The 10801-nt window shown below is 68.3% G+C and carries 11 protein-coding genes and 1 other RNA gene; 6 read left to right on the top strand and 6 right to left on the bottom strand.

Going from position 1 to position 10801, the window contains the following annotated elements; translation table 11 throughout:
• Positions 1–48: 48 nt before the first annotated feature.
• Together RT567_RS06705 and purQ are read left to right on the top strand one after the other, a co-directional pair.
• Positions 49–1290: an MFS transporter gene (locus RT567_RS06705; RefSeq protein WP_313575231.1), complete on the top strand. Its 1242-nt coding sequence runs from the start codon at positions 49–51 to the stop codon at positions 1288–1290.
• A 33-nt stretch (positions 1291–1323) separates the two neighbouring features.
• Entirely contained in the window at positions 1324–1986 is a 663-nt protein-coding gene (purQ, locus tag RT567_RS06700) for a phosphoribosylformylglycinamidine synthase subunit PurQ (RefSeq protein WP_313575220.1), read from the top strand.
• On the opposite strand, the gene RT567_RS06695 is transcribed toward purQ, so the two are convergent.
• Both RT567_RS06695 and RT567_RS06690 read right to left on the bottom strand, forming a co-directional pair.
• Complete coding sequence (locus RT567_RS06695; RefSeq protein WP_313575218.1) at positions 1983–3077, bottom strand: aspartyl/asparaginyl beta-hydroxylase domain-containing protein; 1095 nt, start codon at positions 3075–3077, stop codon at positions 1983–1985. The genes purQ and RT567_RS06695 overlap by 4 nt on opposite strands.
• A gap of 40 nt (positions 3078–3117) precedes the next feature.
• Positions 3118–3360 carry a hypothetical protein gene (locus RT567_RS06690; RefSeq protein WP_313575217.1) on the bottom strand — a complete coding sequence of 81 codons (243 nt, stop codon included), beginning with the start codon at positions 3358–3360 and terminating at the stop codon, positions 3118–3120.
• A gap of 112 nt (positions 3361–3472) precedes the next feature.
• Here RT567_RS06690 and RT567_RS06685 point away from each other — a divergent pair, with 112 nt between their 5' ends.
• Genes RT567_RS06685 through RT567_RS06670 form a run of 4 tightly spaced genes read left to right on the top strand, consistent with a single transcriptional unit; the run spans position 3473 to position 7975 of the window.
• Positions 3473–4267, top strand: a complete 795-nt coding sequence (locus RT567_RS06685) for a hypothetical protein (protein ID WP_313575215.1) — start codon at positions 3473–3475, stop codon at positions 4265–4267.
• Positions 4268–4308: 41 nt separating this feature from the next.
• Positions 4309–6519 (top strand): phosphoribosylformylglycinamidine synthase subunit PurL, encoded by a 2211-nt coding sequence (purL, locus tag RT567_RS06680; protein WP_313575213.1) that lies wholly within the window; start codon positions 4309–4311, stop codon positions 6517–6519.
• On the top strand, positions 6519–6893 hold the full coding sequence (locus RT567_RS06675; protein ID WP_313575211.1) for an indole-3-glycerol-phosphate synthase: 375 nt from the start codon (positions 6519–6521) through the stop codon (positions 6891–6893). The genes purL and RT567_RS06675 overlap by 1 nt, the downstream gene beginning before the upstream one ends.
• Positions 6894–6910: 17 nt before the next feature.
• Entirely contained in the window at positions 6911–7975 is a 1065-nt protein-coding gene (locus tag RT567_RS06670; protein WP_313575209.1) for a glycosyltransferase family 4 protein, read from the top strand.
• Between the two features lie 3 nt (positions 7976–7978).
• Here the strand turns inward: RT567_RS06670 and RT567_RS06665 are convergent, their stop codons facing one another.
• From RT567_RS06665 to RT567_RS06650, 4 genes are all read right to left on the bottom strand, one after another.
• Positions 7979–8800 (bottom strand): TIGR00282 family metallophosphoesterase, encoded by an 822-nt coding sequence (locus RT567_RS06665; RefSeq protein ID WP_313575207.1) that lies wholly within the window; start codon positions 8798–8800, stop codon positions 7979–7981.
• Entirely contained in the window at positions 8797–9342 is a 546-nt protein-coding gene (locus RT567_RS06660) for a 5-formyltetrahydrofolate cyclo-ligase (RefSeq protein ID WP_313575205.1), read from the bottom strand. The genes RT567_RS06665 and RT567_RS06660 overlap by 4 nt, the downstream gene beginning before the upstream one ends.
• A 319-nt stretch (positions 9343–9661) precedes the next feature.
• Positions 9662–9822: non-coding RNA, 6S RNA (gene ssrS, locus RT567_RS06655), on the bottom strand.
• 157 nt (positions 9823–9979) lie between these two features.
• Positions 9980–10669 carry a DUF4336 domain-containing protein gene (locus RT567_RS06650; RefSeq protein WP_313575204.1) on the bottom strand — a complete coding sequence of 230 codons (690 nt, stop codon included), beginning with the start codon at positions 10667–10669 and terminating at the stop codon, positions 9980–9982.
• Between the last annotated feature and the right edge of the window lie 132 nt (positions 10670–10801).

Below are 10801 nucleotides of genomic sequence, written 5' to 3'. Positions count from 1 at the left end.
GTCCTTATTTTGCAGCGCAACTCCCCCTTTGCTGCATCGCGACAATCCATGGCCTCTGCCGACGCTCCCTGCCTCGACGATCCGCGCTGCGCCGCGCCCGGCAACGACGAGCGCGTGGCCGAGCCGGGCAAGGTGGCGCTGGTCCTGCTGGCGCTGGCCATGGGCGGCTTCGCTATCGGCGTGACCGAGTTCGCGGCCATGAGCGTCCTGCCCGACTTCGCGGCGGGTCTGGGCGTCAGCGAGCCCAAGGCGGGCCATGTCATCAGCGCCTATGCCGCCGGGGTGGTGATCGGCGCGCCGATCCTGGCCGTGCTGGGCGCGCGCCTGCCGCGCTGGCTGCTGCTGATCGGCTTCATGGCCCTGTTCGCCGTCGGCAACGCCCTCAGCGCCATCGCCCCGACCTATGAGTGGATGCTGGCCTTCCGCTTCCTCAGCGGCATTCCGCACGGCGCCTATTTCGGCGTGGCGGCCCTGGTGGCGGCGTCGCTGGTGCCGCTCAGGCTCCGAACCCGCGCCGTCTCGACCATCCTGCTGGGCCTGACGATCGCGACCGTGATCGGGGTGCCGGTGGCCAACGCCATCAGCCACCATTTCGGCTGGCGCTGGACCTTCGCCATCGTCAGCGTTCTGGCGGTGTTGACCATGGCCCTGGTCGCCCTGTTCGCGCCCCGCGATCCGGCCCATCCCGACGCCAGCCCCTGGCGCGAACTGGGCGCCCTGAAACGCGGTCAGGTGTGGCTGACGCTCGGCGTCGGCGCCGTCGGCTTCGGCGGCATGTTCGCGGTCTACGCCTATCTGGCCTCGACGCTGAAGGCGGTGACGGGCGTGGGGCCTGAGGTGCTACCCTGGGTCTTCGCCCTGTTCGGCTTGGGGATGGTGGCGGGCAATCTGCTGGGCGCCTGGGCGGCCGACCGCTTCGGCATGATCGCGGCGGGCGGACTTCTGCTGTGGAGCGCGGCGGCCCTGGCCCTCTATCCCTTCGCCGCGCCGCATCTGTGGGCGATGATGATCGTGGTGGTGCTGATCGGCGGCGGCGGCGGGCTGGGTTCGGTGCTGCAGACCCGGCTGATGGACGTGGCCGGCGACGCCCAGACCCTGGCCGCCGCCCTGAATCACTCGGCCTTCAACACGGCCAACGCCGTCGGGCCGCTGCTGGCGGGCATGGCCGTAGCGGCGGGCTGGGGCTGGACCTCGACCGGCTGGGTCGGAGTGGCGCTGTCGCTCGGCGGTTTCGCCGTCTGGGTCGTCGCCTGGACGACGGGACGCAAGGCGCAACAAAGCGACGCCTGACATTCGTCCCGAAGGGTGCTAGGAGGCCCGGCCATGAGCGCAGCTGTCATTGTATTCCCCGGTTCCAACTGCGATCGCGACTGCAAGGTCGCCGTCGAACGTTCCACTGGCGAGCAGGTCCAGATGGTCTGGCACGCCGAGACCGAACTGCCCAAGGGCCTCGATCTGATCGTGCTGCCGGGCGGTTTCTCGTACGGCGACTATCTGCGTTGCGGCGCGATGGCGGCGCAGGCTCCGATCATGCAGGCGGTCAAGAAGGCCGCCGACGACGGCGTCACCGTGGTCGGCATCTGCAACGGCTTCCAGGTGCTGTGCGAAGCCGGGATGCTGCCGGGCGCCCTGATGCGCAACAGCAGCCTGAAATACATCTGCAAGCCGATCAGCATCACCGTCGCCAACGGCCAGACCCGCTTCACCTCGGGTTATCAGGGTCAGCGCGAGATCATCATGACCCAGGGCAACGCCGACGGTAACTACTTCGCCGACGCCGAGACCCTGAAGCGCATCGAGGGCGAGGGCCAGGTGGTCTTCCGCTACGTCGACAACCCCAACGGCTCGGTCGGCGACATCGCCGGCCTGCAGAACGAACGCGGCAACGTCCTGGGCATGATGCCCCACCCGGACCGTGCGTTCGAAGCCGAACTGGGCAGCGCCGATGGCGCGACCCTGTTCCAGAGCATCTACGCGGCCGCCTAAACCCCCAGCTTGGGCGCCCCGGCGCCGCTGGCGTCGATCGTCGCGAACAGGGCGCGTATCAGCGCCTGTTCCTCGGCCGTGATCTCGGGTTTCCAGACATCGAAGATCAGGATGGTGCGATCCTGATCGCTGTCGTTCGCGGCCTCGTGCTCGATCGTGTCGTCGAAGGCCCAGGCCTCGCCCGTCTTCCACTGGCGCTCTTCGCCGCCGACGCGGAACCAGCAGTCCGGCGGCACGACCAGCGGCAGGTGGCAGATCAGGCGCGTATTGATCAGCCCGTGGTGCGGCGGAATCTTCGCCCCGGCCTGAAGTCTGGAAAACAGAATCGAGGGCGAGCGACCGGGGATACGGCACAGGGGCGCCGCCGCCAGCGCCTGCATCGTCTGCGGGCAGCGCTCGGCGATTTCGGGAACCTCGACCCCGTCCTTCCACAGGAAGACCGCGCTCCAGGCGTCATTGCCCAGCAGGCCCGCCTGATCGTGCCTAGGCCGGTTGGCGCGATCCTCGATATAGGGCGCGAACAGGGCCGGTTCGGCCAGGATGGCGTCCAGTTCGGCGCGAATAGCGGGCGCCGCCGCCTCCACCTCTGAAAGCCAGGCGACGGTCTCGCGCGGCTGAAACTCGATCTGCGGCAGGCCGGGGAACATGTAGAATTTCGGCTGCTGATAGTAGAGCCGCCGCCGCCCCGTCATCAGATCCAGAGAGGCGGCGAAACGTGCGCTGGACGTCGCGGGGTCGAAACCGTGTTGGATCAAGCCGTTCCTCAGGCCCTGCTCAAAACGGCGCGCGCCCTCGGCCTGAGCCGCCGCGGCGTGCTGAAGCTCGGCACGCAGGTCGGGCGGCGGAGCGGTGATCGCGCGTCCCTGCGCCAGAGCCGCGCCGTAGAAGCTCATGGCCGAACGATGATCCCCCTGGGCGCTCAAGGCGTCGCCCTTGAACACCAGGGCGCGCGGCTCGCGCGGATTGATCGCCAACAGGGCTTCGGCCGCCGCCGCCAAGGCCGTGACATCCGACCGTTCGCGCGCCTGCCGCGCTTCGCGAATGAGGGCGTCGACCTGAAGCCGTAGATCAGTGGAGCGCACGTCGGTCATGGAGGGATGGAACCGCCCTCCGACACGACGGTCAAGCGCCTCAGCCGCCCTTGCGATCCAGAACGCTGGCGCTGCGCCCGGCATCCCCGACCTCGACGTCTTCCTCAATCGGTTCGCCGTCCTCATCGACGGCGCGCTCCAACGTGCCTTCGGCGCCGGATTCGTGGATGGCCGCCAGTTCGCGGGCGCCGACGCCCAGGCCCCGCTCCAGGGCGCGGTTGGTTTCGACTTCTTCCTCGAGCGTCTGCTCGATCGGTTCGGGCGCGTCGTTCGGATCAGGCATGGCGGCCTCCTTCTCGGTCTGCCTCAAAGCAAGGCGAAAAGCCGCGCTCGGGTTCCCTTGAACCTTCTTCGACGCGGCGCGTAGATACGGCGAAGCTGAGCCGGAGAGACGCATGACCGCCATCGAACGCCCCACCCCCGCCCAGCAGACGCGCCGCCTGGCCGTGCTGGCCGCCGCCGTCTTCGCCATCATCGTTCCCATCGTTCAGGCCCTGGGCGGTTTCGGCCTGAGCCAGGCGGAGTTCGCCGCCGATGGAAACCAGACGCTGCGGGTGGCCGGCTACGCCTTTTCAATCTGGAGCCTGCTGTATCTGGGCATACTGATCTACGCCGGGCGCCAGGCCCTGCCCCAGACGGGCGAGAGCGTTCTGATCAACCGCATGGGCTGGCCGTCGGTCGTGGCCTTCTTCGGCATCGGCTTCTGGATCGTCATGGCGGCGTTGAACCTGAAGGCGGCCAGCGTCGTCGTCATCCTGGCCTCGCTCCTGGCCCTGCTTCTGCCGATGCTGGCCAGCGCCCGCACCATCCGCGCGACCGGGACGATGGAGCGGGACCGCTGGTTCCTGATCTGGCCGCTGGCGGCGCTGGCGGGCTGGCTGACGGTGGCCGCGCCGCTGAACCTGATCACCGTGGCGACGGCGTTCGAGGCCCTGCCCGCCGCCCTGTCGCCGACCGGCTGGGCCGTGCTGGCCGTCGTCGCGACCACCCTGGTCGGCGTCGGCGTGACCTGGGCCCTGCGGACCCTGGCCTATCCCCTGCCCATTGCCTGGGGTCTGGTGGGGGCCTTCGTGGCCGAGCAGGAGGTCAAGCCGGTGCTGGCTTTTACGGCCCTGGCGGCGGCCTTTGCGCTGGTGGTGGCGGGGGTCATCATCGTCTTCGGTTTGAGACGCGGGGTCGAACGCCGGTGACGGGCTGACAGACGCCCCAGAGACGGCTAGAAGGCCCGCCCATGAGCGCGCCCCAAAAGACCATCGCCCAGTTGGCCGAAGAGTACGGCCTCGCCCCCAATGAATATCAAGTCCTGCTGGACCGGCTGGGCCGCGAGCCCAATCAGGTCGAGTTGGGCGTCTTCTCGGTCATGTGGTCCGAGCACTGCTCCTACAAGTCGTCCAAGAAGCAGCTGATGAAGTTCCCCGTCACGGGCGATCGCGTCATCTGCGGCCCCGGCGAGAACGCGGGCGTGATCGACATCGACGACGGCGACGCCTGCATCTTCAAGATGGAGAGCCACAACCACCCCTCCTACATCGAGCCCTATCAGGGCGCGGCGACGGGCGTGGGCGGCATCATGCGCGACGTCTTCACCATGGGCGCCCGCCCGGTGGCCCTGCTGAACGCCCTGCGCTTCGGCGATCCCAGCCACGAGAAGACCAAGCGCCTGGTCTCGGGTGTGGTCTCGGGCATCGGCGGCTACGGCAACTGCGTCGGCGTGCCGACCGTCTCGGGCGAGACGAACTTCCACAAGGGCTACAACGGCAACATCCTGGTCAACGCCATGTGCGTGGGCCTGGCTCGCGCTGACGAGATCTATTACTCGGCCGCCCCGGAAGCGGGCCACGACGTGGTTTATTTCGGCTCCAAGACCGGACGCGACGGCATCCACGGCGCCACCATGTCCTCGGCCGAGTTCGACGATGAGTCGGACGCCAAGCGCCCGACCGTGCAGGTCGGCGACCCCTTCGCCGAAAAGCTACTGATCGAAGCCACGCTGGAGCTGATGGCGTCTGGCGCGGTCGCCGCCATTCAGGACATGGGCGCGGCGGGTCTGACCTCTTCGTCCGTCGAGATGGCGGGCAAGGGCGGCGTCGGCGTCGAGCTGGACCTCAACAAGGTGCCCCAACGCGAAACCGGCATGACCGCCTATGAGATGATGCTGTCGGAATCGCAGGAGCGGATGCTCGCGGTCCTGAAGCCCGGCTATGAAGACGTCGGCTATCGCATCTTCCAGAAGTGGGGTCTGGACTTCGCCGTCATCGGCAAGACCACGAACACCGGCCATCTGGTGCTGAAGCATCACGACGAAGTGGTCTGCGACGTGCCTCTGGCCCCGCTGTTCGACGACGCGCCCCTGTATGACCGTCCGTGGGTCCAGCCCGAGCTGCAGCCGCGCCTCGACCCGGCGGAAGTCCCCGCCCCCGAGAGCTGGAACGACGCCGTGCTGAAGGTCGTCGCCTGCCCCGACATGGCGTCCAAGCGCTGGATCTGGGAGCAGTACGACCGCCACGTCATGGCTGACACGCTGCAGGACAGCTCGACCGGCGCCGATGCGGGCGTGATCCGCGTCCACGGCACGGAAAAGGGCCTGGCCGTCACCAGCGACTGCACCCCGCGCTATGTCCAGGCCGACCCCTATGAAGGCGGCAAGCAGGCCGTGGCCGAGGCGTGGCGCAACCTGACCGCCGTCGGCTCGCGCCCCATCGCCATCACCGACAACCTCAACTTCGGCAACCCGCAGCGCCCCGAGATCATGGGCCAGATCGTGCGCGCCACCGACGGCATGGCCGAGGCCTGCCGCGAGCTGGACTTCCCCGTCGTGAGCGGCAACGTCAGCCTGTATAACGAGACCAACGGCGTCGCCATTCCGCCGACGCCGACCGTCGGCGCCGTCGGCCTGCTGACCAACTATGACGTGACCACCGGCTTCGGCGGTGCGGCCGAGGGCGACCAGTTGGTGCTGATCGGCCAGACGCACGGCGAACTGGGCGCCTCCATCTATCTGCGTGAAGTTCTGGGCCGCGAGGACGGCGCCCCGCCGCCGGTCGACCTGAAGCTGGAGCGCAAGACGGGCGACTTCGTGCGCGGCCTGATCGAAGCGGGCGAGCTGACCCTGGTCCACGACCTGTCCGACGGCGGCCTGATCGGCGCGGCGGCGGACATCGCCCTGGCCTCGGACGTCGGGATCGAGTTGAACGCCTCCAGCGCCGCCCACGCTCACGCCTTCCTGTTCGGCGAGGATCAGGCCCGCTATCTGGTCGCCGTGGCGGACGCCGACGCCCTGATCGCCAAGGCCCAGGACGCGGGGCTGCACGCCTCGGTCGTCGGTCTGGTCAAGGGAACGGACTTCGCCTCCTCGGGTCCGAAGGGCGAGTTGTTCCGCCTGCCGGTCGCCCACCTGCGCGAGTTCCACGAAGGCTGGATGCCGAACTGGATCGAAGGCTGATGCGCGGCGCCGCCCTCATCCTCGTCGTCGCGGGCGCCGCCCTGCTGTCGGCCTGCGAGTTCGAGGGCGGCGATCCCGTCCAGCACGCCCTGCGCGATGCGGCCGCCGCCCGGCAGGCCGCCGCGCTGAAGACCACCGAGGAAGAAGAGGCTCAGGCGATCCGTCGCCCCACCGCCTCCGGCCCGGCTCTGCATGAGCCGGACGAACTGTCGCGCCTGATCGCCGCTCGTCGTCAGGCGGTACAGGAGACACGCACGGCGCTGACCGCCATCACCGATCCTGCGCTGAAGGCCCAGCTGACCGACGATCTGAAGGCTGAAGAAGCCAGCCTGCGCACGCTGGAAGCCCGCGCCGCCGCCAGAACGCCCGACTGACCGGAGACACGCAGGCCATGAGAACCGCCGTCGTCATGCCTGTCGGCGCGCGTTTCGACCTGCACCAACCGAACTCGATGGAGACGGTGGCGCGCACCCTGGCGTGCGCGGACAAGGGCGAGGTTCGCGTCTTCTGCTGTGAGGGCGCCCAGGATCACGGCGACCTGCCGGTGCAGACCCTGCCCGCCGCGAACCGACTGAAGGCCCTGCGTCAGGCGCTGACCGACTATCGCCCCGATGTGATCGAGTTCCACCAGCAGACGCAGCAGGCCGTAGCGCTGGCGTCGCATTTCCCGGACGCGGCCATCACCCTGTATCGCCACAACGCCGTGAAGCCGCCGCACCATGTCATCGATCGCTGGCGCTATGAGCGGCGTTATAACCGCATGGACGGGCTGATCTTCGTCAGCGAGGCCGCGCGGCTGGACTTTCTGAAGGACTTTCCCCGGCTGGAGGCCAAGGCCTTCGCCGTGCCCAACCCCATCGACGTGGACCTGTGGCGCGCGCCGCTCGAAGGACGCGAACCGCTGATCGCCTTCGCCGGGCGAGCCATGCCGGAAAAGGGCGTGGACCTGATCTGCGCCGCCCTGCCCGCCGTGCTGGAGCGCCATCCCGACTGGCGCACCGTGCTGATGCTGAACGACTGGGACCGTCATGCGGACTGGGCCGCGCCTCACATTGCGCCGCTGGAACGGTTCGGCCAGCGGGTGCGTGTGCTGAAGTCCGCGCCGCTGGCCGAAGTCCGCGCGATGATGCAGCGCGCGGCCATCGCCCTGACGCCCTCAGTCTGGGCCGAGCCTCTGGGCCTGACGGCGCTGGAGGCCCATGCGGCTGGGGCGGCGCTGATCTCATCCGGGCGCGGCGGTCTGCGCGAGGCCAGCGGGCCGCACGCCGTCTATGTCGATGATCTGACGCCCAACGGCCTGAGTCGTGCGATCGACGACCTGATCGCCGATCCCGAGCGTCGCCTCAGCCTGGCTCGCGCGGCGCAGGCCTATGTGAGCGAGACCCATACCCCCGAACACCGCGCCGCCCAGTTGCACAGCCTGCGCGGCCGCCTGGTCCAGGCCAAGCGCTCGTAACCGTCAGACCTGCGGGATCGCCTGGCTGAGACGGCCGCCGACGCGGATCGGCTCGACCCGCTTGGCCAGACCCGTGCGGTCGTCGGTCTCGACGAAGACGCCGCAGATGGTGGCCGGGCCGCTGGCGGGGGTGTAGCGCCCGCCGGACAGCCGGGTGGTGAAGCGCCGCAGCGGCTCTTCCTTGTCGTTGCCAATGACCGAGTCGTAGTCGCAGCAACCGCCTGCGTCGGTCTGATAGGCCGTGCCGCCGGGCAGGATCTGGGCATCGGCGGTCGGGACGTGGGTGTGGGTGCCGACCACCAGACTGGCGCGGCCGTCGCAGAAGTGGCCCATGCCCATCTTCTCGCTGGTCGCTTCGGCGTGCATATCGACGATGACGGCGTCGGCGACGACGCCCAGAGGCGCGGCCTCAAGCTCGCGCTCGACCGCGCTGAACGGATCGTCCATCGGGTCCATGTGGACGCGGCCCAGCACGTTGATGACCAGAACCCGGCGACCATCCGACGTGACGAAGACGTCGGCGCCGCGCCCCGGCGCGTCCATCAGGCGTGGATAGTTGGCCGGACGGATCAGGCGCGGTTCGCGCACGATATAGGTCAGGGCCTCGCGCTGGTCCCAGCTGTGGTTGCCCAGCGTCAGGACGTCGGCCCCGGCATTGAAGATGTCGTTGGCCGTATTCTCGGTGATGCCGAAGCCGCCCGCGGCGTTCTCGGCGTTGACCACCACGAAGTCGAGCTTGAGGTCGCGCCTCAGCCCCGGAAGGTGGTCCGAAAGTCCATCGCGCCCGGACTTGCCGACGACGTCACCGAAAAATGCCAATCTCATACGGCGGCTCTATAGCCGGTCTCGGTCAAAACGCCATGCAGACGGATGTCGTGCGGCTCCAGATCGAGGTGATCGACCGCCTGACCGGCATAGGCGAAGCCGATACGGCGCGCATCGGGCAGCGCCGCGAACGTCCGGTCGTAATAGCCGCCGCCCTGCCCCAGCCGCCCGCCGTGCGCGTCGAACGCCAGCAAGGGCGTCACGATCAGGTCCGGCCGCACCACCTCGCCCAGAGGCAGGGGCGCGGGGCATCCGGCGGCGTCCAGCTCCAGCGGCTCGCCCGGCGTCCAGGCGCGGAAGATCATGGCCGCGTCGCGCTCCAGCACCACCGGCAGGCACAGGCGACGCCCTGCCTGATGCAGGACATTGGCCAAGGCGTCCGTGTCCAGCTCCGACCCCATGGCGCGATAGAGGGCGACGGTTTCTCCGGGCGGCAAGGCGCCGGCATGGCCTGCCGCACGCTCGGCGGCTTCTGGATCGGTCTCGGTCAGACGCTTGCGCAAGGCGCGCATGGCGGCCCGGAGTTCGTGCTTGAGGGTCATCGCCGCTCGGCCCTTCGCCAAATTCCACCGTCATCCTCGGGCTTGACCCGAGGATCCCGCCCAACGGCGCACTGAACGCCGACAGGCCGAGCGCGTCGCCCAACTCGATCCTCGGGTCAAGCCCGAGGATGACGGCGGGAGAAGGAACGATTGGAGAAATGCTCGCCAACTGTGCAAGCGGCGAGCCACCGCGTCGCCAGCGTAGCGCACCAAAGCGCGCTCAAATAGCGAGGCCCCGCGAGCCGAGCGATAGCGCACAAAATGCGCTCAAGCAGCGCGCCGCCGCGCGGCAAGCGATAGCGCAAAAAAGAAGAGGGTTGGCGGCGCCGCGTGAGCCGTGAAGAACGTTTAAATCCTCTCGACCTGGGTAGCCAGGTGGGCTCCGTATGCCCAGGCCCTCGAGCCCGGACAGGGACAGATCCCTATGAGTGAATTAAGGTCAGAAGGATATGTTGTCTTCGACGTGAGCCGCAGCATGACCCGCCGCTGCGCAAGATAGGCGTTCGGACGAGTTTCAACAATGGCGAAGCGCGCGTTTCTCCCGCCCCTTATTGAGGACGGTGGGGCGGAGGCGCAGGCTCATTCCCGCGAGACCGGCAGCCTCTATTTTACCAGTCCCGCTCCGCATCGAACCCGCCTAACGGGTCAGCCAGGAAAAAGCCCGTCGCAGATGCTGACGCGCATCCGTCAGGATGGGCCGGCCATGCGCCATCAGGATACGTTCAGTCGGCCATTCGAGCACTTCCGCAAGGCTTGCGCGCGCCGCGGCGCGATCCCTTGTGGCCAGTCGGAATTTGCGCGGAACTTCCGCGACCGGCCCCGTCATCAGGTCGAGGCGAGCCACCAGCGCCCGCCAGCCATGATACCAGCCCTCCGGCAGGTTCTGCAGCAGATCGGTGAAAATGGCCGTACCGCTGGGACGGTGAAACAGAATGGCCTCGCTGGCGATGGCGTTCTCGAAGACGACCAGGTCGATCTGCCCCTCCCAACTGCTCGGCGCTGTCGCCGTCAAAGCCCCATCGAACCTCAGATCGGTACGCTTTTCCGCCAGTTTTGGCGGCGCCAGGGTTTTGGCGTGCGGATAGGCCGACTGCCATTCACCGACAAAGCTGTGGTGGAGGGCGTTGGGCGGAATGATGAACCCGACCGGCCCGAGCCCGTCGACCGCCTGACGCAGTTCCGAGCTCAGTGATACGGGCGACCAAACGACCAGCTCCCCATCCGCCAGCCGCATCACCGCCATCCGGGTCGGGTAGTGAAATCCCCCGCCGCCGATCACCACCGGGCCGTCGGCAATCCATATGTCCGTTCCGAAGTCTTGGAGCATGGCGGTGTCCGAATGCGGTTTATAGAGGCGACGCCCTACATCGTCTGGACGATCTTCTCGATGCGGGCGGCCACGGCGTTCAGGGCCTCGGCCACGCCGTCGCTGGCCGGAGCGGGCGTCGCGACGGCCGCC

Source organism: Brevundimonas sp. (assembly GCF_032107865.1).
GTDB lineage: Bacteria > Pseudomonadota > Alphaproteobacteria > Caulobacterales > Caulobacteraceae > Brevundimonas.
The sequence above is the reverse complement of the archived record's forward strand: the minus strand, read 5'-3'. Positions and strand labels throughout refer to the sequence as shown.

Bases quoted from the DNA above. Each gene is read 5' to 3' on its own strand.
- RT567_RS06705 (WP_313575231.1), top strand. From the start codon at position 49: ATGGCCTCTGCCGACGCTCCCTGCCTCGACGATCCGCGCTGCGCCGCG.
- purQ (WP_313575220.1), top strand. From the start codon at position 1,324: ATGAGCGCAGCTGTCATTGTATTCCCCGGTTCCAACTGCGATCGCGAC.
- RT567_RS06695 (WP_313575218.1), bottom strand. From the start codon at position 3,077: ATGACCGACGTGCGCTCCACTGATCTACGGCTTCAGGTCGACGCCCTC.
- RT567_RS06690 (WP_313575217.1), bottom strand. From the start codon at position 3,360: ATGCCTGATCCGAACGACGCGCCCGAACCGATCGAGCAGACGCTCGAG.
- RT567_RS06685 (WP_313575215.1), top strand. From the start codon at position 3,473: ATGACCGCCATCGAACGCCCCACCCCCGCCCAGCAGACGCGCCGCCTG.
- purL (WP_313575213.1), top strand. From the start codon at position 4,309: ATGAGCGCGCCCCAAAAGACCATCGCCCAGTTGGCCGAAGAGTACGGC.
- RT567_RS06675 (WP_313575211.1), top strand. From the start codon at position 6,519: ATGCGCGGCGCCGCCCTCATCCTCGTCGTCGCGGGCGCCGCCCTGCTG.
- RT567_RS06670 (WP_313575209.1), top strand. From the start codon at position 6,911: ATGAGAACCGCCGTCGTCATGCCTGTCGGCGCGCGTTTCGACCTGCAC.
- RT567_RS06665 (WP_313575207.1), bottom strand. From the start codon at position 8,800: ATGAGATTGGCATTTTTCGGTGACGTCGTCGGCAAGTCCGGGCGCGAT.
- RT567_RS06660 (WP_313575205.1), bottom strand. From the start codon at position 9,342: ATGACCCTCAAGCACGAACTCCGGGCCGCCATGCGCGCCTTGCGCAAG.
- RT567_RS06650 (WP_313575204.1), bottom strand. From the start codon at position 10,669: ATGCTCCAAGACTTCGGAACGGACATATGGATTGCCGACGGCCCGGTG.